Below are 26,836 nucleotides of genomic sequence, written 5' to 3'. Positions count from 1 at the left end.
GCGCCCCTGTGCGCCTTTTCGGTAGTGGGAGCTACCAGAAAGGCGCACAGGCGGTTACGCCAGCTGAATCAGCTCGAGGTATTCCTGCGACCAGTGATCCTCGTTGCCGTCGGGCAGAAGGATGACGCGCTCGGGGTTGAGAGCCTCAGCCGCACCCGGATCGTGAGTCACCAGGACAACGGCGCCGGTGTAGCTGCGAAGCGCGTCCAGGACCTGCTCACGGGAGATCGGGTCGAGGTTGTTGGTGGGCTCGTCGAGCAGCAGGACGTTTGCAGCGGACGACACGAGGCCGGCCAGTGCCAGACGGGTCTTCTCACCACCGGAGAGTGTGCCTGCCGGCTGTTCGAGCTGCGGGCCCGTGAACATGAATGCACCCAGGAGCGAACGCAGTTCCTGCTCCCCCGTGTCCGGAGCGGCGTGACGGATGTTCTCCCACACCGAATCGTTGTCGTCGAGGGTGTCGTGCTCCTGCGCGAAGTAACCGATCTTGAGTCCGTGACCCGCGATCAGCTCACCGGCATCGGCTTTCTCGGCGTTCGCGAGGATGCGCAGCAGGGTCGTCTTGCCTGCACCGTTGAGTCCGAGGATGACAACGCGGGATCCGCGGTCGATCGCCAGGTCGACGCCGGTGAAGATTTCGAGTGAGCCGTACACCTTGGTGAGGTTCTTGCCCATGAGCGGAGTCTTGCCGCATGCTGCGGGCTCGGGGAAACGGATCTTCGCGACCTTGTCGGACACGCGCTCGGCATCGAGGTTGGCCATCAACTTGTCTGCGCGCTTTGCCATGTTCTGAGCGGCAACAGCCTTGGTTGCCTTGGCGCCCATCTTGGCTGCCTGGATGCGCAGAGCGCCGGCCTTCTTCTCGGCGTTGGCGCGCTCGCGGCGTCGACGCTGCTCGTCGGTTGCACGGGCGTCGAGGTACTTCTTCCAGTTCATGTTGTAGATGTCGGCTTCACTGCGCACGGCGTCGAGGAACCACACGCGGTTGACGACGTCGTTGAGCAGATCCACATCGTGACTGATGACCACAAGGCCACCCTCGTGGTTCTGGAGGAATCCGCGCAGCCACGTGATGGAGTCCGCGTCGAGGTGGTTGGTGGGCTCGTCGAGGAGCAGAGTCGTGTCCGAGCGTGCCCCGCTGCCGTCGGACGCGGCAAAGAGAATTCGAGCCAACTCGACGCGTCGACGCTGACCACCGGACAGCGTGCTCAGTGGCTGGCCGAGGATGCGATCTTCGAGGCCGAGGCTGCTGGTGATGCGTGCAGCTTCACTCTCGGCTTCGTAGCCGCCCAGGGAGGAGAAGCGGTCTTCGAGCTGACCGTACTTCTTGACTGCCTTGTCCTGTGATTCCTGGTCGAGAACCTCGCCCATGAGAATCTGCTGCTTCTCCATGTCACGGAGCATCGTGTCGAGGCCACGGGCCGAGAGGACACGATCCTTGGCGAGCACGCTCAGGTCGCCCTCCTTGGGGTCCTGCGGCAGGTAGCCGAGGTCGCCGGTCCGGACGACCTTGCCCGCGTACGGCTCGCCCTCACCGGCGAGGAGACGCAGTGTGGTGGTCTTGCCTGCACCGTTACGACCGACCAATCCGATGCGATCACCGGGCTGAATTCGCAAGGACGGACCGGGCGCCGTGAGAAGGGTGCGGACACCGGCACGAACTTCGAGGTCAGTGGCGGTAATCAAGCAGAACTCCTCAGAACTAAAGACAACTACGGGCAAACGTGTCCTGACGGCAGACACAAGAACTTCCAATTTTACCGTGAGCTGGGGCCATCTCCGACCAGCGGCGTGTGAATCCGCTAACAGTGGGAGATCTGCGATGTAGATGGAATCCTCGGGGGATGACAACCCGAACAACCGCCGCAGACGTCGTCATCGTGGGCGGCGGGCCGGCCGGGCGGGCGCTGGCGACGAGATGCGTCGCCCACAATCTGTCGGTCATTTTGATCGATCCGCACCCCACGCGAGCGTGGACGGCAACGTATGCGGCCTGGCTCGACGAGCTTCCGGCGTGGTTGCCGGACGCGGCCATTTCCAGTCGTATCGGTCGCCCGTCAGCGTGGGCGCAGCGACCCACAACGCTCGGTCGCACTTACTGCGTATTGAATACATCTATACTGCAATCAATACTGTCGACCGGATCTACGCAGGTCATAGCAGAGAGAGTCACTCATGTGACTACCCACTCCCTCATCTGCGCTGACGGGACCCGTATCGGCGCACAGGTCGTGGTCGATGCCCGTGGAACAACCCCGACTCCCCGAACGGCACAGCAAACCGCCTTCGGAATCGTGCTCGATCGTGCCGCCGCGGAGCCCGCACTCGACGGCAACGCAGCCTGGTTCATGGACTGGCGACGAGACAACGGCACCGCGGAAACCGCAGAGCCGTCGTTCCTCTACGCCGTCCCCCTCGACGCCAACCGGACGCTCCTCGAGGAGACGTGCCTTGTAGGTCGACCGCCCCTACCGCTCGGCGAGCTGAAACGGCGACTGCACATTCGGCTCGGCAATCGCGGCGTCACCGTTGCGGAAGACGCCCCCGTCGAACGTGTCCGGTTCGCTGTGGAATCGCCACCGCGTCGGCGCGGTGATCCCTTCCGATTCGGCGCACGCGGCGGACTGATGCATCCCGGCACCGGGTACAGCGTCGCCACGGCCCTGAACGAAGCAGACGCTGTTGCATCCGCGATTGCCCGCGGCGACGACCCTCAGCACGCACTGTGGCCGCGAGCGGCTCGAGCTGTCGCAGCACTGCGGCGAGTAGGCCTGAGCGCACTTCTCACTCTCGAAGCCGGTGACGTCGAAACGTTCTTTGCGACGTTTTTTGCGCTGCCCGTCGAACAGCAACAGGCCTATCTGTCGGATCGCCGCGATACGGTCGCGACGGCGAAGGTCATGACGTCACTATTCGCCGCCTCACCGTGGCGGGTGAGGCGAACATTGATGGGCGCGCCGCTTTCAGCGTTGAGGTCGCAATGACGGCTGTCCAAGTAACGGTCGTTGATAGCGTCACTACATATCGCCTCACCGATCACTGGAGTTTCCTTGTTCATTCTTTATGCCGTTGTTGCCGTGATTCTGACTGCCACTCTCGCCGGATCTGCCTATCTCGACATCACGCGCGAAGAAAAACTGGTCGACACCCTGACCGGATTGGGCGTTCCCGAAGAATGGATTCCCGGACTCGGCGTCATCAAGCTCGTCGGCATCGTCGGCCTATTGGTCGGGCTTGTTGTCCCCGTGATCGGCATCGCCGCCGCCATCGGACTGATCCTGTATTTCATCGGCGCCGTCGCCGCTCACCTGCGATCGGGCGACCAGAACATCGTGCCTCCCGCGATGCTCGGCCTCCTCGCCGTTGCCGCCTTGGTGCTGCGCATCGCGTCGTCCTGACCCGCCGACGCGGTGATCGCGAACAACAATTCGACATCGCACCCATTGTTTTCTCTCGCGCAATTGCGTTGCAGCGACCATCATGGGAACCATGCGATCGATTTGGAAAGGCTCGATAGCGTTCGGTCTGGTCAATGTTCCGGTCAAGGTGTACTCCGCAACAGAAGATCACGACATCAAGTTCCACCAGGTCCACGCCAAGGACGGCGGCCGGATCAAATACAACCGCGTGTGCTCGGAGTGCGGAAACACTGTGCAATTTGCCGATATCGACAAGGCATACGACGCCGAAGACGGGACGCGCGTTGTCCTGACCGACGAGGATTTCACGAAGCTGCCGGCTGCGGAAAAGCATGAAATTCCGGTGCTCGAGTTTGTCGCGAACGAGCAGATCGACCCCATCCTTTTCGAGAAGAGTTACTTCCTCGAACCGGACTCCGCGTCACCGAAGGCATACGTCCTTCTCTCGACGGTGCTCACGGAGAGCGATCGCACTGCGCTTGTCCACTTCACACTCCGGCAGAAAACGCGTCTGGCGGCGTTGCGCGCCAGGGACGGCGTCCTGGTAATTCAGACCCTGCTGTGGCCGGACGAGGTTCGCGCTGCCGAGTTCCCCTCGCTCGACGGCGCGGAGAAGCCGAAGCCGAAGGAACTCAAGATGGCGCAGACACTGGTAGACAGCATGGCGGGCGATTTCGACCCGACCGAATTCACCGACGACTATCAGCTTCAGCTTCGCGAACTGCTCGAGAACATGATCGAGAGCGGCGGCAAGAAGGTCATCCCCGCAGCCGAGGTCGAACAAGGCGGCGAGGACGCCGACGTCGTCGATCTGGTGGCAGCACTGCAACGAAGCGTCGACGAGGCAAAATCCAACGCGTCGAAGACCAAGACCCGCAAGCGCGCCTGAGCACCTACCGCCGAATGTCCTGTTCGTCGATCAAGGCATCGAGTTCAGCGTCGACGTCGGTGCTTCGATCACCACCCGACGCAACGGCCAGTTTCACCGCGGGCCCGATCGCCGCCAGCCCGACGTCGGTGAACATGTCCGCGTGTGAGGTGGGGACCGGACGGTCCACGATCACGCCGGTTATGAACGGTCGCCACGCCGACGCAGTGCGCAGTGGGTCGAAGGTGTCCGTGTGTGCCGAGAAGAACAGCAGATCACCGACGAATCTGCCGGGGCGATACCGATGTGCAAGGTGCGCCCCGGCGCAGTACTCGTCGTACAGTCGCTCGATCGTGTTGCTGGAGGCCAACGGATGATCCCCGATACTGCGACGGAGTAACACTTCCGCAGCCGCGGGAGTCAACTCCACCGCATCAGGGACCGCTATCCCCAGCCCCGCGACCAATTCCGCGAGTGTGGGTTGCGCTCCGTCCATTGACGGATCCTCGAGCACGAAACTGTCCAACAGGACCAGTTCGGCAACGCTCTCCCCCAATGCCTGCAGCTGCACGGCAGCAGCGTGCGCGATCAGTCCCCCGATCGACCATCCGAGTAGGTGATATGGACCGTGCGGCTGGACTCGGCGGATCTCCGCGACATATCGCGCCGCAAAATCTTCGATCATCTCTGCCCGGAATTCCGGGTCCGTGAGGATCGGCGACTGCAGGCCGTACAACGGTCGGGCTGGATCGACGTACTGAGCCAACCCGCCGTAGCACCAGGCCAAGCCGATCGCGGGATGGACGCAGAACAGCGGTTCGGCTTCCCCTGAGGTTCGGATAGGCAGCAGAACCGACAGTGCTGATGCATCCGACTCGGACAGTGCTGATGCATCCGACTCGGCCGAGTCGGCGTCGGCAAGCTTGCGGGCCAGCGCCTCCGGCGTCGGATCCGAGAACAACCACCCAACGGGAACTGCGCTCCCGGTCCTCACCTCGATCGCAGCTACCAGACGTGTTGCCATCAGCGAGTTTCCGCCGAGATCGAAGAAGCTCGAATCTGCGTGGACCATGTCGACGTCGAGTTCGAGTACGTCGGCGAATGCCGCGCACAGAGCGATCTCCGCGGAACCCTCCGGCCTGCGGCCGCCGTCGTCGTCCCACGTGGGAGTCGGGAGCGCGGAGCGATCGACCTTGCCTGCCGGCGACGTCGGGATCGAGTCGATCGTCACGAAGGCGGACGGCACCATATGCGTCGGCAACAAGCGAGCGGCATGGCGGCGCAACATTGCCGAATCGATACTTCCGCCGACGGCAGGGACTACGTACGCCACGATCCTGGAATCGCTGCCGGCCCCAACGACGGCCGCGACGGCTGCACGGACCGACGGTTCCGACGCCACGACCGTGTCGATTTCTCCCAGCTCGATACGGAACCCACGCACCTTGACCTGGTGGTCGCCGCGTCCGAGGTAGTTCAACGAACCGTCGCGGTCGCTGCGCACCAGATCGCCGGTGCGGTACATCCGCGCACCTGCCTGGCCGTGCGGGTCGGCAACAAACCGTGTTGCCGTCAACGCGGGACTACCGAGATACCCCCGCGCAAGTCCGGCCCCGTTGACGTACAACTCCCCGACGAGTCGCCCGGGTACCGAGTGCAGGCGCGAATCGAGAACACGCGCGGCGACGCCCCGGATCGGGCCACCGATCGACACCGGATCCCCGACGCTCAACTCGTCGCTGATCGTGACCGCGACCGTGGCCTCGGTCGGACCGTAGGCGTTGAACATCCGTCGCCGTGGGGCCCACTGGGCTACGAGCTCGGCTGAGCACGTATCGCCGCCGACGATCACTACGTCGAGCTGATCGAGTCCGCTGGGATCAACCGTCGCCAGGGCTGCGGGGGTGACAAACGCGTGCGTGACGGCGCAGCGCTGCATCACATCTCGCAGTTCGGCGCCGCCGTACACCGTCGCGGGTGCAATCACCATGGTTGCGCCTGCGCCGACGGCAAGCAGCAGTTCGAGAATCGACGCGTCGAAGCTGGGAGACGCAAAACTCAGGGTGCGGGAATCAGCGCTCACGCCGAATCGCTCGCGTTGTTCCTCCGCAAAAGCTGACAGTCCCGCGTGGGTGACCAACACGCCCTTCGGTTTTCCGGTGGAACCGGACGTGTAGATCAGGTAGGCCAGGTGATCGAGCTCGACCGACACCGGACTCACGTCTGCGCCGCCGACGGTAAGTTCGAGCGACTCGAGTGTCACCCACCGCGATGTGTCCGGCAGGTCGGCGACATAACTGCCGGCTGTCAGTCCGAGAACGGCCCCGCTGTCGCGAAGCATGTGTTCGATGCGTTCGGCCGGATACGCCGGATCTACCGGCAGGAACGCCGCGCCGGTCTTGGCTACAGCCCACACTGCGATCACGTAGTCGACGGAGCGCGGAAGTGCAATCGCGACAATCATTTCCGGGGCAGCGCCACTCGCTACCAGCACGCGGCACAGAGCGTCGGACCGGCGATCGAGTTCGCCGTACGTCAGAGCGTCGGATCCCGCCGCGTCGATCAATGCCAAAGCCAACGGATCGGACGCAGCTCGGGCAAGAAGCTGCGGCAACGTCGCGGGGTCGCCTGCTACGTCACCGCGCACAGCACTGGACTCATTCGGTCCGAGGAGGTCCACGTCGCCGACTACGACGGTCGGATCGGCAGTCACCTCGGCGACAAGCGTCTCCAACATCGTTGCAAACGACGCAGCGGTATCTGCGTCGAACAGATCCGTTGCATAGGTCAGGGACGCGGTGTACCCGGCGCCCTCTTGCGCTGTCTGTTCCACGACCGTGAATTGCAGATCGAACTTCGCGACGTCGGGCGTGATCTCCTCCGCGCGGACGCTCAGTCCGGGCAGTTTCCACGCCACCTGATGAGCGGCGTGGAAGGAGAACATCGTCTGGAACAACGGATGACGGTCGGTTGTACGCGTCGGCGCAACAACCTCCACAACCTGTTCGAAAGGAATGTCCGTGTGGGCAAATGCATCCAGGTCAACGGCGCGAACCGTGCGTAGTACGTCGACGAAGGTCACAGCGGGATCGACAATCGTGCGCAGTCCGACCGTGTTGACGAACATTCCGACCAGATCGTCGAGAACTCGGTGGCCACGTCCGGCGACCGGCGAGCCGATCACGACGTCGCTGCTGCGACTCACGCGAGACAGCAGCACGGCGTACGCCGCGTGCAACACCATGAACGGTGTCGCTGCGTTAGATCCGGCAAGGGCTTCCACTGCGGTGCGAATGTGCGACGGCAGCGTGACGGTGACGTGCGCACCAGCCAGCGATTGAGTGAGCGGGCGCGGCCGATCAACGGGGAGATCGATCAACTCTGGTGCCCCGCGCAAGGTTTCCCGCCAGTACGACGCCTGTGCGCCGAGCACACTATCGGGGTCGTCCGCGCCGCCGAGAGCCTGGCGTTGCCACAGGGCGAAGTCGGCGTAGTGCACGTCGAGGGGTGTGAAGTGCGGAGCATGTCCGGAGCATCGTGCAATGTAGGCGGTGAGCACGTCCCTCATCAAGGGCGCGACGGACCATCCGTCAGCGGCGATGTGGTGCACGACGATGACAAGAGTGTGGCGATCCGGTGCGGTCTCCATCAGTAGTGCGCGGATGGGTGCTTCGGAGGTGACGTCGAAGCCGCGAGAAGCAAATTCGGCGGCAATCGACACCGCCCCACGGGCGCCTTCCGTCTCGAATTCCACCGCGGTGACGTTGCTCTGCACCACCTGATGCGGCCCGGTATCCGAGTCGGGGAACACCGTTCGCAAGATCTCGTGACGCTCGATCACATCGAGCACCGCAGCTTCGAGAGCCGGCACGTCGAGGCTGCCGTCGAGTGAGATTGCCGCCGGAACGTTGTACGCGGGTGAGGCCGGATCGAGTTGGTTGAGGAACCAGATGCGTGATTGCGCGTACGACAGTGGAATTCGTTCGGGGCGCTTGCTGACAGTGATCGGCGGCAGCCCCCAGACCGAAGCCGTTGAATCCAGCGCAGCTGCGAGGTCTCGGATGTCTGGGTGTTCGAACAGCATGCGGACCGGAACGTGGCGGCCCAGTGATTCGCCGAGACGCGCAACCAGCCTGGTCGCGAGCAGTGAGTTGCCGCCGAGGTCGAAGAAATTGCCCAGGGCGCCGATGTCCTCGGTACCGAGCAGTTCTCCGAACGCGTCGGCGACCACCAGTTCGGTTGCCGTGACCAGGGGCGCCATCGTTCGCTCGATCGTGCCAAGCACCGGGGCCGGTAGTGCGGCGCGGTCCAGCTTTCCGACGGGGGTGAGTGGAACGTGGCCGATCGGAGTGATCGCCGATGGCACCATGAATGCCGGCAGGGACCGGCGCGCATGGCTCAGAAGCTTCTCCACCGCAACTGTTTCCGTCGACAGCACCACGTACGACGCCAATATCGTCTCGCCGGCCGGGCCGTCCACACCCACCGTGACGGCAAATTCGACGCCGGGATGGCTGCTGAGAACCGAATCGATTTCGCCGAGTTCGATGCGGAACCCACGAACTTTCACCTGATGATCGGACCGCCCGACGTAGTCGATGGTTCCGCCGGCAGTCCACCGCACCAGGTCACCGGTCCGGTACATACGAGTTCCACTGGGACCGAATGGCGCCGCCACAAATCGCGATGCGGTCAGCGCAGGCTGATCGTGGTATCCGCGGGCCAGTCCGAGACCGGCGATGTAGAGCTCACCCGTCACACCGACCGGAACCGGGTTTCCGGATCCGTCGAGAACGACAGCCGACACCCCGCGGACCGGTCCGCCGATGGTGACTGGCTCCCCCACTGCCAACGCGTCGCTGATGCACACCATGACCGTGGTTTCAGTGGGGCCGTAGCCGTTGAACAACCGACGGCCCGGCGCCCATCGCTGCACCAGTTCGGGCGGGCATGCTTCGCCGCCGACAACGATCGATTGGAGCACGTCAAGTCCGGCGGGATCGACCGAGGCAAGCGCTGCTGGTGTGATGAAGGCGTGCGTGACGCCTTCACGGGCGATGAGCTCGGCCAGATCTTCACCGCCGTACACATCGGGCGAGGCAATCACCATCGTGGCGCCGGTATCGATGGCAAGCAGTAGTTCGAGGATAGAAGCGTCGAAGCTCGGTGACGAAAAATGAAGGGTCCGCGAGGAGGCAGAGATGCCGTATCGCTGCGTTTGTTCTGCGGCTAGCGCACTCAGTCCGCGGTGAGTGACGCTGACGCCCTTGGGTTTACCCGTCGAGCCCGACGTGTAGATGATGTATGCAAGGTTGTCGGCTCGGATAGGTGCTGCTGGTACCACCAGTTCGCGCGAATCAGCGACAATCTCATCCATTGTCAACCACGGCACGGATCGTGGAAGCGACTCGAGCACAGATGTTGTCGTCAATCCGCGTGATGCTCCGGAATCGGTGAGCATGTGCAGGATTCGATCCGCCGGATATCGCGGATCGACGGGAACAAACGCCGCACCGGTCAATGCCACGGCCCACAGCGAAACAATCGAGTCGACGGAACGCGGAATCGCAATCGCCACAATGTCTTCGGCGCCGATTCCCTCCGTGGTCAACCGATGCGCGACCGCTGACGCGCGGGAATAGAGTTCACGGTAGCGCAGGGTCACATTTCCCGATCGGAGCGCAACCGAATGTCCGGCCTCCGTTGCCGTCCGGGTGAAGATGTCCGCCAAGGTGCGCGATCCGACCCAGGCCGGTCCGCGAACCGGCATCAGCGACGCCCGCTCGTCGGCGGTGAGCAGTTCGATATCGGCGATCGTGGTACTCGGATCGGCGATTACGGCCCGCGCTACCGACTCGAACCGCGCGGCAATCCGCGCTGCTGTGTCCTCGTCGAACAAAGCGTGCGCGAAACGCAGGGAGCCGGTGATCTCCGGGTTCTCGGAATCACCCGCCACGAGCGTCAGTTCGAGATCGAATTTCGCTGTCGCAGGTTCGAGTGGCTCCGCGTGAAGATGGACGCCATGCACACTCACCTGCGGAGACACAATATTCTGGTGGTACGACAGCATGACCTGGAACACCGGATGACGCGGCGTCGACCGGTCGAGGTCGAGTGCGTCCACCAGCACGTCGAAGGGCAGATCGGCGTGTTCGAATGCGGCGAGGTCGCTCTCGCGTACGGCGTCGAGCAGGTCCGTGAACGGCGCCCGGTGATCAACCGCTGTGCGCAGCGGCAAGGAGTTGACGAACATTCCGATCAGCGCATCGAGTTCGGGGCGTCCACGGCCGGCAACCGGTGTTCCGATCACCACGTCGTCGGTCGCGCCGAGGCGTGCAAGAACAAGTGCAAACATCGCGTGCAGGACCATGAACTGCGTTGTTCCGGTGTCACGGGCCAGAACGCCGATGCGCCTGCCTGCATCGCAGTCGAGGATGACCGGGACGGAACCGACCGCGGTGGTGGACTCGGATCCTCGTGGACGATCCTTGGGTAGGCGCAATTCGTCCGGCGCGTCGGCCATTGCCGCCGTCCAGAATTTCAGCTCACGAGAAGCCACGCTTTCCGGATCGTGTGCATCACCGAGAACGGTGTGCTGCCACAGCGCGTAATCGGCGTACTGCACGTCCAGCGGCATAAATACCGGTGAGTCCCCCACTGCGCGAGCCGAATACGCAGCAACGAAATCCGCAGCAAACGGGGTCAACGACCAACCGTCGAAGGCAATGTGGTGGATAACCACCACCAGACGATGCACGTCCGGGCCTTCGCGTACCAGCAGCGCCCGTAGCGGAAGGTCCGCACTCAGGTCGAAACCTCGACCTGTGAACTCGTCCACCGTGGTGTCGGCATTACCGGTGCACTGCTCCACCGCAAAATTCACGTCGGCCCGCGCGCGAATGATCTGAACGGGACCGTCAGCGTCATCGACATAGACGGTTCTCAGTGCTTCGTGACGTGCGATGACATCGGACAATGCCGCTTCGAGGGCGTCAACCGACACGTTTCCGGTAATCCGAATCGAGAACGGAATGTTGTAAGCCGGCGACGCCGGATCGAACCGGTTGACGAACCACAGTCGCTGTTGCGCGGCCGAAAGCGGCACGCGATCAGGGCGGACAACGGCCGTGAGAGCCGGGCGATCGTCCGAGGCTGCGACGCACGAAGCGAGACGCAGTGCCAGACCTTCGACGGTGGGGTTCTCGAAAATCGACCGCACCTCTACCGCGATACCCGTCGCGGCGGTCAATCGTGCGGTGACCTGCGTGGCGATCAGCGAGTTGCCACCGAGATCGAAGAAACTGTCGCTTGCTCGCACGGCGGTCACATCCAGAAGCGCTGCAAAGACATCCGCTACTGCCTGCTCCAGACCCGGCTCCGGCGCGCGCCCGGTACCGAGGATTTCACGCGCGAGCGGCGTGGGTAGCGCCCGGCGGTCCAGCTTTCCTACCGGCGTCAGCGGTATGGCGTCGATGGCGGTGATGGACGACGGAATCATGTAGCGGGGCAGGGTTTCTCCGAGCAACCCGAACAGAGCCTCGGTGTCGCGGTTCTCGCCGTCGCGGTTCTCGTCACTGAACAGCACGTACGACGCCAGTGCGGTCCCCACGGAGGATTCGACGGCGATTGTTGTTGCGAACTGTACAAGCGGAGATTCCATCAACGCGGCGTCGATCTCACCGAGTTCGATGCGGAATCCGCGGATCTTGAGTTGATGGTCGCTGCGCCCCACGTAGCGAAGTGTGAGGTCCTTGGTCCAACGAACGAGGTCTCCGGTTCGGTACATCCGTGCACCGTCGGGCGAATACGGATGTGCGACAAAACGATCCGATGTCAATCCGGCACGTCGATGGTAGCCGCGAGCCAGCCCCGGTCCACCGATGTACAGCTCGCCGACACCGCCGACCGGCACCGGTTGCAGCCGCGAGTCCAGGACAACGGCGTCGACACCGCGGATGGGTCCGCCGATGGTGATCGACTCACCGGGTTCGATCTGGTCGCTGATCGCCACCATCACCGTGGTTTCGGTGGGCCCGTACCCGTTGTGCAGCCGGCGTCCCCGGCCCCAACTCTCGACGAGTTCCGGTGTGCAGACGTCGCCGCCGACAACAACACATTCAAGTTCGGAGATACCGGCGGGATCTACCGTCGCGAGTGCTGCGGGTGTGACGAAGGCATGGGTCACCGCGCTCGTTCGAAGGAACTTCCCAAGCGCCTCGCCGCCGTAGATGTCGGCCGGCGCGATCACCATCGTCGCGCCGGTGGACCCCGCGAGCAGAAGTTCGAGTACGGCACCGTCGAAGCTCGGTGACGCAAAATGTAGGGTCCGGGAATTCTCGGTGATCCGATATCGATCCTGCTGTTCCCGCGCAAGATTGGCCAGGCCGGAGTGCGTCACGACGGTGCCTTTCGGCACACCGGTCGATCCGGACGTGTAGATGATGTACGCAGCAGACGCTGGTGTGGTCGATGTGGAGTGCTCGTCATGGCCGATCGGAGAGTCCGGATACGCCGCGACCTCCGCCGCGATGTCTGGGTCGCGAAAGTCGATCCACGCGGCAACGCTGCCACCTGCGGCAGCGTCGACTGATCTGATGCCGATCCGCGCTTCGGAATCCTCGAGCATGTGCGCCACCCGATCTTCCGGGTACCGCGGGTCGACGGGAACGAAGACTCCACCGGATTTGGCGACTGCCCACACTGCAAGAACCGAGTCGACCGACCGCGCAACTGCCAGCGCTACCGGTACCTCGCCGCAGACGCCCAGGTCCATGAGGTATCGAGCGATCCGATTGGATTCACTGTCAAGCTCGCGGTACGACAGTGCGCGCTCACCGTCGTCGACAGCAATCCGGTCGGGATATGCCTCTGCCGTGCCGCCGATAATCTGCGCTAGCGTCGCATCGGGCAACCCTGCCTGACCGCGTCGTGGCAGTACGGCGGCGCTTTCACCGGCATGAAGCGTATGAAGATCGCCAACCCGAGTTGCCGGGTCGGTAACGGCGGACTTCACGAGCGTCATGAAGTTCTCGGCCATCGCTTCGATCGTCGAGGTGTCGAACAGGTCGGTGGAATAGGTGAGGGTGGCATCGATTCCGTCTGGTCGCGCAATCCCCTCGATCTCGGCTTCGTGTCGTTCGGCGATCGTCAATTCGAGATCGAACTTGGTCAGGCCGGTATCGACCGCACGAGCCGCCATCGAGATCCCGGCGATCTCTCCCGTGTGGGTGGTCGCAATCCGCGAGGTGATTGCCACCTGGAACACCGGATTGTGCGACGACGAACGATCGATTTCCAGTGCGTCCACCACAACGTCGAATGGCACGTCTGCGTTGTCGAAAGCGTCGAGGTCGATACTTCTGACCAGTTCGAGGTATGCGTGAAATGTCATGCCGCGATCGATGACCGTCCGCAGAGCGAGTGTGTTGACGAACATGCCGACGATCGGATCCAGAGACCTGTCCCCTCGACCCGCGACCGGCGTTCCGACGACGATGTCGTCCGTACCGCTGTACTTGGCCAGTAGCAGAGCAAAGCACGCATGCAGAGCGATGAACGGCGTGGCGCCGTGGTCTGCGGCCAGAGCCGTCAGTTTCTGATGGACGGGCGCATCAATCCTGAAGTCCACGTGCGAACCGCGCAGCGACGGCGCGATCGGGCGAGGACGATCGATCGGCAGATCAAGTTGTTCGGGTGCGTCTGCGAGTTGGCGAGTCCAGAACGCAATCTGTTCGGATGCAAGCGAATTCGGGTCGGCGACTTCGCCAAGGTGCTGACGATGCCACAGGGCGTAGTCGGCGTACTGGACGGTTAGCGGTTCCCACATCGGAGCGTGGCCGGTGACCCGAGCGGCGTAGGCGCCGGTGAGATCGGCGGCCAGCGGAGCAAGTGACCAACCGTCCGCCACCATGTGATGCAGGACAACCACCAGGACATATTCGTCGGTATCGGCAACCTGGATCAGCAGGAACCGCACCGAAGATTCACGCACCAGATCAAAACCGGCCGAAGCAAATTCGAAGATCCGGTCGTCGAGCAAGCGCCGTTCGACGCCGATGGATTCCAGCGCCTCGAAACTGTCACCGGGATCAAGAATCTCCTGAACTGCCTGGTCGGCGCGTTGAGGGAACACGGTGCGCAGCGATTCGTGCCGAGTGACGACATCGATCAGGGCTTGCTGCAGCGCTGCAGTGTCGACATTGCCCCGCAGCGATATCGCAAACGGAATGTTGTACGCACCGGACTCCGGCGCCACTCGCCCCAGGAACCACAGTCGCTGTTGTGCGGGCGCGAGCGGTAGCGTCTGCGGACGTGGTTCAACCCGCAGGGCACCGCTGTCCGGAGTCTGAGTTGCGTGTTCTACGCTCGCGGCAATTCCGGAAACAGTCGGGTGGTCGAACAACGCCCGCAAGGGCATTCGCACGCCCGTTGCCTCGGCCACCCGGGCAACCACCGTCGTCGCGGCCAATGAGTTTCCGCCGAGATGGAAGAAGTTGTCGTCGAGCCCGAGTGGGCCACTGCCAAGAATGTCGGCAAGAACAGCGGCAACCGCAATTTCGGTCGCAGTAGTCGGTGACCGGAACGCAGCCTGGGAACCCAGGATCGGTGACGGCAGGCTGCGTCGGTCAAGTTTTCCGTTGGTGGTCAAGGGAATTGCGTCGATCACCATGAACGCGTCGGGAACCATGTACGACGGGAGCATTCCAGCAGCATGCATTCGCAACGCCTGGTCGTCGACGGCGTCGGCTGTGGTCACATACGTGACCAGAACATCACCGGCCGGTGTGGGTGCCACCACCGTCACGGCGTCGTTTACTCCAGGCGCAGCGAGGATTACGGCGTCGATCTCACCGAGTTCTATCCGGAAACCACGAATCTTGACTTGAGCGTCACCGCGACCGAGATACTCGAGCCGGCCGGGTTCAACCCAGTGAGCCCGGTCTCCGGATCGGTACAGCCGCCCTCCGCCGGCGTTGAACGGGTCGGCGACAAACCTGCACGCAGTCAGGTCCGGACGCCCGAGGTAACCGCGAGCGACCTGGCCGCCGGCAACGTAGATCTCCCCCGCAACACCCACTGGGACGGGTGAGAGATGGTCGTCGAGCAGGTAGACCCGAAGCCCGTCGATCGCGTCACCGATCTGGCTGCCGGCCGCTGAGCGTGCGTGTGCACTGCCCAGTTCGAGACGAGTGACGTGCACCGTCGTTTCGGTGATCCCGTACATGTTGACAAGAGTCGGGGCCGAGTCGCTGTGATTGTCGTACCAGCGCCCGAGGCGACGCAGGTCCAGTGCTTCACCGCCGAAGATCACGTACCGGAGCGCAGTCGGAGACACTGCACGCGTGTCCGCCTCGATGTACTGGTAGAACGCCGACGGTGTCTGATTCAGCACGGTGACGCCTTCTTCGGCGACAAGGGCACGGAAGGCATCGGGATCACGCGAAAGGTCGTGGTCGACAAGTACCAGCGTTCCGCCGTTCAGCAGCGCTCCCCACAATTCCCACACCGAGAAGTCGAAGGCAAACGAGTGGAACATCGTCCACACATCGGTGTGGTCGAACCCGAAATCACGACTTGTGTTCTCGAACAGTCGCATCACCGCTGCATGAGTTACGGGGACTCCTTTCGGCCTCCCGGTCGAGCCCGACGTGTAGATGACGTAGGCCAGGTTGTCGGCGCTGTGAAAACCCGAGTGGTCGCCGAGAGCGTCGGCGGAGAATTCGGCGGATTCGACCCCGACCACCACCACATTCGGAATTTCGGAATCGGAGATAATGCACACCGGCTTCGCGTCGTCGATCACAAATCTCACCCGATCAGCCGGGTGCGCACGATCGAGTGGAAGATAAGCACCGCCGGCCTTCAACACGGCTGTCACGGCAACGATCATGTCGAGCGATTTCGTCAGCATGATGCCGACAAGCGATTCGGAACGAACACCCTCCTGGATCAGCTTGCGGGCCAACCGGTTCGATCGCTCGTCCAGTACTCGGTACGACATCCGCTCGCTGCCGCACACCACCGCGACAGCGTGTGGCAGGTTGCGGACTTGACCGGCAAGGACGTCGGTCAGTGTACGAACCGGAGTTGGCGGCCGCACCGGCCGTACGAGCGCACCTCGCTCGTCGGCTCGCAGTAGCGCAACAGCCCCCAAAGCCAAGCGAGGTGTCGTCACCAGCGCGGTCAGGATTCGGTTGAAGCGGTCTGCGAGATCCTCGGCAGCTCGCTTCGAACCGAGCCAGTCCACAACCCCGGTGACAGTCCGGTCGCCGCTGCCGTCATTGCCAGCCGGGACCGTCAGCGAGACAACAAGGTCCGGGTCGGTGGCGATGTCGGACCCGATGGGCACCCCTACTATCAGTCCGGGAAACCTTGGGTGCGCGTCGAGTGCTTCGTCGAAACAGAGCATCGCCCGGAACAAAGGTCCGTTCTCCACTGTGCGACCGTCCCCGAGGGCTGCGGTCACCGATGTCAGAAGGGTGTCCGCACGATCGAATGATTCGACAGTGACACCATCCACGATCTCGACCAATTCCGCGAGCGTCGCGGAGGTCGACGCTTCGGTTCTCAGGACCAATTGATTGGCGAACATCGATACAAAATCGTCGGGACTCGGCGAACCGTATCCACGCACCGATACCCCGATTGACACTTCTTCGGCCGAGCCGTGGCGTCGTAGCAGGCCAACCATCGCGGACTGCAGCAGCACGAACACACTCGTATCCGTCGCTGCGGCCATCGACTCGAGACACTGGAACACATCGGATTCGATCGCGACGGGCGCCTGAGAGCGAATCCCGTCCGCCGACACCGGCAGCCCCAGTTCTTCTGCAGGTGTCGAAAGTTTCCGCGCCCAGTATTCGATATTTTGCGAATGGCGAACATTGTCGACCCAGCTCCGCGCCCCGTGAAAATCTATATCCGACAATCGGGTATCAGGACCAGCGGCGCAGAACAATTCGAGGAAATCGAGGAACCCACAATGGTGGGCGGTGAGGGTCTCGTCGGTATAAAGATCCGGGTTGGCCGCAAAATCGATCTGGATGTCGGTGGTGGACGGCTGGTAGACGTTGACCGACAGATCCTCCACCGGGCCCGTCGAGATCACCCGGAGTTCACCGGCGGCGGCGCCAAGAGTAATGCCGGAATGAAACAGCATCAGATTGATCAGTGGTCCGTGAAATCCTCGACCATCGGCCATAGCCCCAGTACCCGCGTTGAGATCTCGTCGCAGATCCTCGTGCCGATACTTCTGATGACGCAACGCGCCGGTGAGTTCCAGTTTCACCTCGCGGAGCACGTCACCGACGCAGTAGTTCGGGTCGATCGTCGCCCGCAGCGGTACAACGTTCGACATCATTCCGCCGGACCGTCTGGCAGCCTTTGTCGTGCGTCCGGACACGGGCAGACTCAAGACCACATCTCTGGTGCCGATCGTGCGGGCCAGGAACGCGGCCAAGGCTCCGATCACTACTGACGCGGTTGTGACGTCATGAGCGTCCGCGACGATTGCGATGGTGTTTCGCAGCGCCGCAGGCACAGTTGCCGATCGGATCCGGGCCCACGACTGCGCTGGCGCCGTATTGCGTGCAAGTGACGTTCCGGACGGCTGATCAGCCATCTTCGTGTTCCAGTACTCCCGATCGCGGTTCCATCGCGTCGAACCCAGGTAGTCGGATTCGGACTGGACCAGAGCGGGGAGCGACGCTGTTTCCTGGTCGGGAACCGGTTCGTTCCGAACGGATGCGGTGTAGATCTCGGCTGTGCGATTCATCATCGACATCGCGCCGAACCCGTCGAGAGCCACGTGATGAATGCGGCTGTACCAGTAGTAACGGTCCTCCGCAAGCACGAGAACTGCCATCCGCACCAGACGATCGACGAAGGGATCCATGGGGGTGGTGTGTTCGCGGTGCATCCAATCCTGGGCTGCCGCTTCAGGATCCGACTCTCCGCGCAGGTCCACCACGTCCAGCCGGTCATCCAGGTTCACGTCGAGCCATTGCCGTGGCGTGCCGTCCACCTCGACCAATCGGAGATACCCCGATCCGATCTCACGTCCGGTTTGCTTACTCGCCGCGGTCAGTACGGCAATGTCCAACGGTCCGTCCACATCGACGTACTGCGCAATGGTGACCGGAATTTCGGGCCTCAGCTGTTGCGCGACAAGTAAGGAAAGTTGTGAAGGGGACAGCGGGAAAGTGTCGGACATTCTTCCTCGATTGGGGCTACCTTCCACACGGATCTCCCTTGAACGAAATAGTCGTGACACACGAGCAAAAACGCACCAGTCAATAGGCCGAGCCAAGAAAGGAGCAAATGCCGAAAGCTGACAAATTGCCCACTTGAGATCTCATCGTGACTATCCGTCGCGGCGTTACCACACAGATATATGAGAGCGGATCACAAATGCGGCAAAACAGGACTATCGTCCTGCATATAATGGCGAAAAGTCCCGCGGTAAACAAACTGGCGGGTCAGATACCCTCACCATAGGGCACCAAACGTCACAGGTCTTTGTGCGCCAGATCCACGGCCTCGAGCGTCAGGCGAGAATCATCGACCATGGCGCGAAGTATCCGCTGAAACCGGAATGCAAGATCACGGGCCTCTGTCGGCGGAGCAATGCAGTTCACGTAGCCGACAGCTCGGGAACTACCCGTCTGACTCGGTAGCGAGATGTACAGTTCTGGCATGTCGGCAAGTTCGAATCCGACTGGCACCCCGCCCATCACGGCCCGGAACCGTGGATGCGTATCCATCGGCGATTGCGCAAATACCAGTGTCCTGAACAGCGGACCGTAGTCGAGTGAACGACGCTCGCCCAGCGCAGCCGCCACCGCGGACAACCGGATATCCGCGTGGATCAGCGCGTCGACAACTGCATCGTCGGTCCGCTCGATCAACCGGGTCAAACTCTCCGCGGTGTCGATGGTCAAACGAAGTACGACGTGATGGGCGTACATCGAGGCAAAGTTGTCCGGGTGCGGCGCACCATACCCTCGAAGCGGCACCCCGATCGAGACCTCCGAGGATGAACCTCGTCGACGCAGCAATCCTGCGACGGCCGCGTGATACAACACGAACATGCTGGTGCACATCGATGCTGCCAGCGATTCGAGCCGTCGATACAGCTGTGGGGAGATGACGACCGGCGCCGAGGAACGCTCACCGGCGAGCATAGGAAGCAAACCCAACGTCGGGGCGGGTGTCGACAACGCCTCACGCCAATACTCCAAGTTACGGGCCTGCAACCCAGCTGAATCCGGTGTCGTGTCAGCTCGCGGATCGACATCCGCCACGAGGGTCGCCGCGTCGCTGGAACCGATCAAGGCAAGAAGTTCACAAAAACTGCGATGGTGCTCGGTGAGGATTTCCTCCGAATACAGATCAGGATGCGCTGCAAAATCGACCTGAATGCCGCTCGTTTCGGAGTGCGACTGGAGCGTAACCTCCAAATCTTCGACGGGGCCCGCAGACTCGAGATGCAGCACACCCCGCGCGTCGCCAAGCGTGATTCCAGATGGAAACAGATTCAATGCCAGAACCGGTGCGCGAAGCGGTTGCTGGTCGCGGTAGCGGCGGTGCCGAATCGCACCCACCAATTCGACTTTGACTGCCCGCACCAATTCACCAATTCGGCAGTGCGGATCGAGCATGACGCGCAACGGCACGATATTCGACGCGCTTGCACCGGCCACCCGCGCAATCGACGACGTCGGCGCCGGCGTCGGAATTCGAAGAACTACATCACGAGAACCCGTCATGCGCCCGAGATACACGGCAAATGTCGCAATGAGCACCGTGGACAGGCTCACGCTCTCCGCTTCGGCGATGCCTTCGAGAGAGGCAATGACATGTCGCGGCACAGTTCCGGTTCGGACGTTGGGCAATGCCACAGCCGTCGCGGTTTCAGCCGCCAGCGACATTCGGGTCGGCGCACCCGCAAGCGTTGCGTCCCAATACTTCTGATCCTGGATCCAGCGTTTCGACACACGGTAGCCGACCTCGGTGTCGACTGCCGTACGAGGCGAATATGGCGAATCCGGAGCCGTGTTCCGCACGGCCGCGGTGTAGATCTCGGCCGCTCGAATCATCATCGACCGGCAGCCGGCAACATCGAGCGCGATGCGATGCACTCGGGCGTACCACAAGCAGTGCTCGTCACCCAGAACGAGAATGGCCCACTGTGCCAGTTGCTCGGTCGACGGGTCCATCGGCCGAGCCGATTCGCGCTGCATCCAGTTCCGGGCCACGGTGTGTGGATCCGATTCGGTTCGAAGATCTACCACGTCGAACGAATTCGCGCCCCGCTTGCCACCATGACTCATGACAACACCCTGCGCCGGTAGCAGTGATCGGCATCCGAATTCACGGCTGGCGAGTGAACTAGCAGCTTTCAGGGTGTCGACGTCCAGTTTTCCTGCGACGTCCACGTAGTGGCTGACCGTCAGTGGAACGTCGGGCCGAGAATGCTGCGCCTCGAGAAGTTCCTGCTGCTGCGGCGAAAGAACCGTGAGTTGACCCTGACGAGACGACCGGCGATCGCGCGAGGTTCCGAGAGCACGGTGTCTATCGGAACTGCCTTTCACGCGGATCTCCCTTGGGATGTTCGGTACGAAAACGGCAAAATGCCTTCGCTGGTAAATATCGCGCGAACACATAACTCCGTTACCGGACATAACGCCTAACGCCGGCACCTTGGTCAGGTACCGGCGTCAGAGGGGAAAAGCATCAGTGGATCAGACTGTGAAACCCAAAGCTCGAAGCTGTTCGCGTCCGTCTTCGGTGATCTTGTCCGGGCCCCACGGCGGCAGCCACACCCAGTTGATCTTCATGTCGGTACACAGGTCGCTGCGAACCAACGCGCCGCGAGCCTGATCCTCGATCACATCGGTCAGCGGGCACGCCGCCGACGTCAGCGTCATGTCGATCGTGACAACGCCGTCGTCCTCGAAGATCCCGTACACAAGACCGAGGTCGACGACATTGATTCCCAGTTCGGGGTCGACAACGTCGCGCATGGCTTCTTCGAGTTCGTCGAGTCGTTCCGGTGAGGGCAGTGTTCCGGAACCCTGCGCGCCACCGAATTCCGCAGTGGAATCGGGATTGGGGTTCACCGGAGCGGTGGCCTCGGACTCCTGTGTTGCTTGTGTCTCGGTCATGATCCCTGTCCTCTAGTCGTGTCGACCAAATCACTGCTGTTGTCTCGAGCATTCACGGCACCACCGTCAACAATCTGGACAACTGCATCCTTGAACGCCATCCATCCGAGCAACGCGCACTTCACACGTGCCGGGTACTTCGAAACTCCCACAAAGGCAATGCCGTCACCGAGAACGTCTTCGTCGCCCTCGATCTTGCCGCGACTGCTGACCATCTCGTTGAAAGCTGCCACGGTCTCGAGCGCATCCGTGACCTTCATGCCGATGACAAGGTCGTTGAGCACCGACGTCGACGCCTGGCTGATCGAACAGCCCTGACCGTCGTACGACACGTCAGCGACGGTGTCGTCGTCCGCGATGTGCACGCGCAGTGTTACTTCGTCGCCACAGGTCGGGTTGACGTGATGAACCTCGGCGCCGAACGGCTCACGAAGACCGCGGCCGTGCGGATGTTTGTAGTGATCGAGGATCACTTCCTGATACATCTGCTCCATACGCATGATTCAGTTCAACTCCCCTGCAACACCGAAAAATTCCTGGGCACGCTTGATCGCCGCAACCAGCACGTCGATTTCCTCAGCGGTGTTGTACAGGGCAAACGACGCACGGGCCGTAGCCGCGACCCCGAGGCGGCGGTGCAGTGGCCAGGCGCAATGGTGTCCGACGCGGATGGCTACACCCTCGTCGTCGAGAATCTGACCGAGATCGTGGGCATGGATGCCGTCGACGACAAACGAGATTGCGCCGCCGCGGTTTTCAGCGGTCTGCGGACCCACGATGCGTAGGCCGTCGATTGCCGAAAGCTTCGCGAGTGCGGCTTCGATCAGCGCATGCTCGTGTGCGGCAATCGCATCCATACCGACATCGCTGAGATAGCGCACCGCAGCACCGAGACCGATAACCTGCGAGACCATCTGCGTTCCTGCCTCGAACCGCTGCGGCGCCGGCGCATACGTGCTGGCCTCCATCGTGACGGTTTCGATCATCGATCCGCCCGTGATGAACGGAGGCATCGCTGCCAACCGGTCGGCCTTGCCGTACAGAACACCGATACCGGTGGGGCCGAGCATCTTGTGACCCGAGAATGCCGCGTAGTCGACATCGAGTGCATGGAAGTCGACTGCCATGTGCGGAACCGACTGGCACGCATCGAGAACCACCAGAGCGCCGACCGCTCGGGCCCGCCGAACCAATTCCTCGACAGGCGCGATCGCGCCTGTCACGTTGGACTGATGAGTGAAGGCAACAACCTTGACGGCATCGGTCAATTCGAGCGAATCGAGATCGATCCGGCCGTCGTCCGTGACCGCGTACCACTTCAACGTAGCGCCGGTACGCCGCGCAAGTTCCTGCCACGGAACAAGATTGGCGTGATGCTCGAGTTCGGTGATGACGATCTCGTCGCCGGGACCGACGTGCCGATCGAAGCGGTCGTCACCGAGAACGTACGTCACCAGGTTCAGCGCTTCGGTGGCGTTCTTGGTGAAGACGAGTTCGTCGGAATCAGCCCCGACGAACTCCGCGATCAAAGCTCGCGCGTCCTCGTAGGCGTCGGTAGCCTCTTCGGCCAGCTGATGAGCACCCCGGTGCACCGCTGCGTTGCACGTGGTGAGAAATTCCCGCTCGGCGTCGAGCACCTGGAGTGGCCGTTGCGACGTGGCACCGGAATCCAAGTACACCAAAGGTTTTCCGTCGCGCACCGTACGTCCCAGGATAGGGAAATCTTCCCGAATCCTGGTGACGTCGAGCTCGCGCACCGAGGTGGTCATCGCGCTTATGCTCCCTGGGTTGCTGAAGCGTCCGCTGTGAAACGAACGTAGCCGTTGGTCTCGAGCTCATCGGCCAATTCCGGTCCGCCGGACTCGACGATGCGGCCACCGACAAAGACGTGAACGAAATCGGGAGCGATGTAGCGCAGGATGCGCGTGTAGTGCGTGATCAGCAGAACGCCACCGTTCTCGCGCTCCTTGTAGCGGTTGACGCCCTCGGAGACGGTGCGCAGCGCGTCGACGTCGAGACCGGAGTCGGTCTCGTCGAGGATCGCGATCTTCGGCTTGAGCATGCCCAGCTGAAGGATCTCGTGGCGCTTCTTCTCGCCACCGGAGAAACCTTCGTTCACGGAACGCTCGATGAACGCGGGATCGATCTCGAGCTCGTTGAGTGCTTCCTTGACTTCCTTGACCCAGTGGCGAAGCTTGGGGGCCTCGCCGCGCACTGCGGTAGCGGCGGTGCGCAGGAAGTTGGACATGGAGACACCGGGAACCTCGACGGGGTACTGCATCGCCAGGAACAGTCCGGCGCGAGCGCGCTCGTCGACGCTCATCTCGAGGACGTTCTCACCGTTGAGGGTGATGGAACCGGAAGTGACCTGGTACTTGGGGTGACCTGCGATGGCGTACGACAGCGTCGACTTGCCCGAGCCGTTGGGGCCCATGATCGCGTGCGTCTCGCCGGAGCGGACCGTCAGGTCGACACCTTTGAGGATCTGGATGGGTTCGGCGTTGGCGTCGCTGTTGGCAACCTCGACGTGCAGGTCACGAACCTCGAGGACCGAGGTGGCCGGTGTGGTGCTGTTGTCACTGGTAGACATGAAATTCCTTCAAGATGAGAAGTATCGGGGCGGTCAGGAACCGACTGCTGCGAGTTCGGCTTCGACTGCGGCTTCGAGGCGATCGCGCACCTCGGGAACAGCGATCTTGTTGATGATCTCGTGGAAGAACCCACGCACGACCAGGCGGCGTGCCTGATCCTCCGGGATGCCGCGGGCGCGCAGGTAGAACAACTGCTCGTCGTCGAAACGACCTGTAGCGCTGGCGTGTCCGGCTCCGACGATCTCGCCGGTCTCGATCTCGAGGTTCGGCACCGAGTCGGCGCGTGCACCATCGGTGAGGACGAGGTTGCGGTTGAGTTCGAAGGTGTCGGTTCCCTCGGCTGCTGCACGAATCAGAACGTCGCCGATCCACACGGTGTGCGCATCGGGCTTGCTCGAATTCGGATCGCCCTGCAGTGCGCCCTTGTAGACCACGTTGGACTTGCAGTTGGGCTGGCTGTGATCCACGAGCAGACGCTGTTCCAAGTGCTGTCCGTCGTCAGCGAAGTACACACCGAGCAGTTCGGCGTCGCCGCCTGGTCCGTCGTACTTCACCGTTGCCGAGAGACGAACGAGGTCGCCGCCAAGGCTGATCGCCGTGTGGCGAAGAACTGCATCGCGGCTGAGGCGAGCGTGATGCGACGTGACGTGCACGGCATCCTCGGCCCAATCCTGAACTGCGACGACGGTCAGGTGCGCACTGTCGCCGAGAACGAATTCGACGTTCTCCGCAAACGTTCCGCTGCCGCGCTGATCGAGGACAACGGTTGCCTTGGCGAACTGTGCCAGACGAATCTGGGTGTGGCCGTAGGCAACTGTGTCGGCGCCTGCGCCTGTCATCGTGACGACGACGGGCTTCTCGACCTCGACCTCAGCTCCGATCGAGACGACCGTCGCTGACTCGAAGCTCGAGTATGCCTGCGCTGCAATGCGATCGGCAGGGACGCCGGCCTTGCCGAGGCGCTCGTCGTCGCGGCCGACAGTCTCGACGGTGACATCGCTACCGGCCTCGACGTCGACCGTGATCTGAGCGTTGGCAACAGCACTGCCGTCGTGCAATCCGCGCAGGCGACGCAGCGGGGTGAACCGCCAGATCTCGTCACGTCCGCCGGGAACCTCGAATGCATTGACGTCGAACGAGGAGAACTGCTCACCCTTGTTCGTGATGGGTGAGCCTGTGGCTGCACCCTTTACAGGAGCGGTCGGGTTCTCCCCGACTACAGCTCCGATGACACCGGTCTCTGGCGTGGTCACTAACCCACAGCCCCTTCCATCTGAAGTTCGATAAGGCGGTTGAGCTCGAGCGCGTACTCCATCGGGAGTTCCTTCGCGATGGGCTCGACGAATCCACGGACGATGGTGGCCATGGCCTCGTCCTCGGTCAGACCACGGCTCATCAGGTAGAAGAGCTGATCGTCGCTGACCTTGGAAACAGTGGCCTCGTGGCCCATCGTGACGTCGTCCTCGCGGATGTCGACGTACGGGTAAGTGTCGCTGCGGCTGATCTGGTCGACCAGCAGAGCGTCACACTTGACGGTCGACTTGGAACCGTGGGCACCCTTGTTGACCTGCACAAGACCGCGGTACGACGCGCGTCCACCGCCACGGGCGACGGACTTGCTGATGATGGTGGACGACGTGTGCGGAGCCAAGTGGAGCATCTTGGCGCCGGTGTCCTGGTGCTGTCCCTCGCCCGAGAATGCGACGGAGAGAACTTCACCGCGGGCGTACTCGCCCATCAGCCATACGGCCGGGTACTTCATGGTGACCTTGGAACCGATGTTGCCGTCGATCCACTCCATGGATCCGCCGGCTTCGACCTTGGTGCGCTTGGTGACCAGGTTGTAGACGTTGTTGGACCAGTTCTGGATGGTTGTGTAGCGGCAGTGGCCGCCCTTCTTCACGATGATCTCGACAACTGCCGAGTGCAGTGAATCGGACTTGTAGATCGGCGCGGTGCAACCTTCGACGTAGTGCACGGAGGCATTCTCGTCGACGATGATCAGGGTGCGCTCGAACTGACCCATGTTCTCGGTGTTGATGCGGAAGTACGCCTGCAGCGGGATGTCCACGTGGACTCCCGGCGGAACGTAGATGAACGAGCCACCGGACCACACCGCGGTGTTCAGCGCGGAGAATTTGTTGTCGCCGGCCGGGATGACCGATCCGAAGTACTCCTTGAACAGCTCCGGGTGCTGCTTGAGACCGGTGTCGGTGTCGAGGAAGATGACGCCCTGCTGCTCGAGATCCTCACGGATCGAGTGGTAGACGACCTCGGACTCGTACTGAGCGGCAACACCGGCAACGAGGCGCTGCTTCTCCGCCTCGGGGATGCCGAGCTTGTCGTACGTGTTCTTGATGTCCTCGGGCAGGTCTTCCCACGACTCGGCCTGCTTCTCGCTGGACCGGACGAAGTACTTGATGTTGTCGAAGTGGATACCTTCGAGGTCGCTGCCCCAGTTCGGCATCGGCTTCTTGTCGAAGGTGCGCAGAGCCTTGAGGCGGATGTCGAGCATCCATTCCGGCTCGCTCTTCTTCGCGGAAATATCCCGCACGACAGCCTCGGAGAGTCCGCGCTGTGCGCTGGCTCCGGCTACGTCGGAATCGGACCAGCCGTAGCCGTAGTGACCGAGGGACGCGATGGCCTCTTCCTGCGATAGCGGCTCGGTGCCTGCAGCTGCAGTGGTAGTCGCCTGGTCTGATGTGACGGTCATGCGAGCTCCTTCCGGAGTCTTGTTACTTGACGGCTGCTCCGCAGCGACGAGGGCTGAATTCGACGCGAGGAACATTTCTG

General features: G+C 62.4%; 12 protein-coding genes. 3 read left to right on the top strand and 9 right to left on the bottom strand.

The genetic code is table 11. The features are described from left to right. Positions 1-54: 54 nt before the first annotated feature. A complete protein-coding gene (locus FEZ60_RS03255) occupies positions 55-1,686 on the bottom strand; it encodes an ABC-F family ATP-binding cassette domain-containing protein (RefSeq protein WP_033232091.1) in 1,632 nt (543 codons plus the stop codon). A 158-nt stretch (positions 1,687-1,844) separates the two neighbouring features. Between FEZ60_RS03255 and FEZ60_RS03250 the strand changes: the two genes are divergently transcribed. The 3 genes from FEZ60_RS03250 to FEZ60_RS03240 all read left to right on the top strand — a co-directional run bounded on the left by FEZ60_RS03250 (position 1,845) and on the right by FEZ60_RS03240 (position 4,308). Beyond that, positions 1,845-2,984 carry a lycopene cyclase family protein gene (locus FEZ60_RS03250; protein ID WP_172935503.1) on the top strand — a complete coding sequence of 380 codons (1,140 nt, stop codon included), beginning with the start codon at positions 1,845-1,847 and terminating at the stop codon, positions 2,982-2,984. Positions 2,985-3,050: 66 nt separating this feature from the next. Next, positions 3,051-3,398, top strand: a complete 348-nt coding sequence (locus tag FEZ60_RS03245) for a DoxX family protein (protein WP_033232093.1) — start codon at positions 3,051-3,053, stop codon at positions 3,396-3,398. An 82-nt stretch (positions 3,399-3,480) separates the two neighbouring features. Beyond that, complete coding sequence (locus FEZ60_RS03240) at positions 3,481-4,308, top strand: Ku protein (RefSeq protein ID WP_045067708.1); 828 nt, start codon at positions 3,481-3,483, stop codon at positions 4,306-4,308. A 4-nt stretch (positions 4,309-4,312) separates the two neighbouring features. Here FEZ60_RS03240 and FEZ60_RS03235 read toward each other — a convergent pair whose 3' ends face one another. The 8 genes from FEZ60_RS03235 to sufB all read right to left on the bottom strand — a co-directional run bounded on the left by FEZ60_RS03235 (position 4,313) and on the right by sufB (position 26,756). Next, on the bottom strand, positions 4,313-18,499 hold the full coding sequence (locus FEZ60_RS03235; protein WP_202025588.1) for a non-ribosomal peptide synthetase: 14,187 nt from the start codon (positions 18,497-18,499) through the stop codon (positions 4,313-4,315). A gap of 295 nt (positions 18,500-18,794) precedes the next feature. Beyond that, positions 18,795-20,879 (bottom strand): condensation domain-containing protein, encoded by a 2,085-nt coding sequence (locus tag FEZ60_RS03230; RefSeq protein WP_172935500.1) that lies wholly within the window; start codon positions 20,877-20,879, stop codon positions 18,795-18,797. Between the two features lie 150 nt (positions 20,880-21,029). Then, on the bottom strand, positions 21,030-21,452 hold the full coding sequence (locus FEZ60_RS03225) for a metal-sulfur cluster assembly factor (protein ID WP_033232097.1): 423 nt from the start codon (positions 21,450-21,452) through the stop codon (positions 21,030-21,032). Then, on the bottom strand, positions 21,449-21,952 hold the full coding sequence (gene sufU / locus FEZ60_RS03220; protein WP_033232098.1) for a Fe-S cluster assembly sulfur transfer protein SufU: 504 nt from the start codon (positions 21,950-21,952) through the stop codon (positions 21,449-21,451). The genes FEZ60_RS03225 and sufU overlap by 4 nt, the downstream gene beginning before the upstream one ends. Before the next feature lie 3 nt (positions 21,953-21,955). Continuing rightward, positions 21,956-23,221, bottom strand: a complete 1,266-nt coding sequence (locus FEZ60_RS03215) for a cysteine desulfurase (protein ID WP_172935499.1) — start codon at positions 23,219-23,221, stop codon at positions 21,956-21,958. Between the two features lie 5 nt (positions 23,222-23,226). Beyond that, entirely contained in the window at positions 23,227-24,042 is an 816-nt protein-coding gene (gene sufC, locus FEZ60_RS03210) for a Fe-S cluster assembly ATPase SufC (RefSeq protein WP_033232100.1), read from the bottom strand. A 33-nt stretch (positions 24,043-24,075) separates the two neighbouring features. After that, the gene (gene sufD, locus FEZ60_RS03205) at positions 24,076-25,296 is read right to left on the bottom strand and encodes a Fe-S cluster assembly protein SufD (RefSeq protein ID WP_172935498.1); all 1,221 of its coding nucleotides are present in this window, start codon (positions 25,294-25,296) and stop codon (positions 24,076-24,078) included. Next, positions 25,296-26,756, bottom strand: coding sequence for a Fe-S cluster assembly protein SufB (sufB, locus tag FEZ60_RS03200; RefSeq protein WP_033232102.1), 1,461 nt, complete (start codon positions 26,754-26,756; stop codon positions 25,296-25,298). Before sufB ends, sufD begins: the two co-directional genes overlap by 1 nt. Positions 26,757-26,836 lie beyond the last annotated feature (80 nt).

This window comes from Rhodococcus sp. MS16, assembly GCF_013277795.1.
Classification (GTDB): domain Bacteria; phylum Actinomycetota; class Actinomycetes; order Mycobacteriales; family Mycobacteriaceae; genus Rhodococcus_F; species Rhodococcus_F globerula.
This window is presented reverse-complemented; position numbering and strand designations above follow the sequence as displayed.

Bases quoted from the DNA above. Each gene is read 5' to 3' on its own strand.
- FEZ60_RS03250 (WP_172935503.1), top strand. From the start codon at position 1,845: ATGACAACCCGAACAACCGCCGCAGACGTCGTCATCGTGGGCGGCGGG.
- FEZ60_RS03240 (WP_045067708.1), top strand. From the start codon at position 3,481: ATGGGAACCATGCGATCGATTTGGAAAGGCTCGATAGCGTTCGGTCTG.
- FEZ60_RS03235 (WP_202025588.1), bottom strand. From the start codon at position 18,499: ATGTCCGACACTTTCCCGCTGTCCCCTTCACAACTTTCCTTACTTGTC.
- FEZ60_RS03225 (WP_033232097.1), bottom strand. From the start codon at position 21,452: ATGACCGAGACACAAGCAACACAGGAGTCCGAGGCCACCGCTCCGGTG.
- sufU (WP_033232098.1), bottom strand. From the start codon at position 21,952: ATGCGTATGGAGCAGATGTATCAGGAAGTGATCCTCGATCACTACAAA.
- FEZ60_RS03215 (WP_172935499.1), bottom strand. From the start codon at position 23,221: ATGACCACCTCGGTGCGCGAGCTCGACGTCACCAGGATTCGGGAAGAT.
- sufC (WP_033232100.1), bottom strand. From the start codon at position 24,042: ATGTCTACCAGTGACAACAGCACCACACCGGCCACCTCGGTCCTCGAG.
- sufB (WP_033232102.1), bottom strand. From the start codon at position 26,756: ATGACCGTCACATCAGACCAGGCGACTACCACTGCAGCTGCAGGCACC.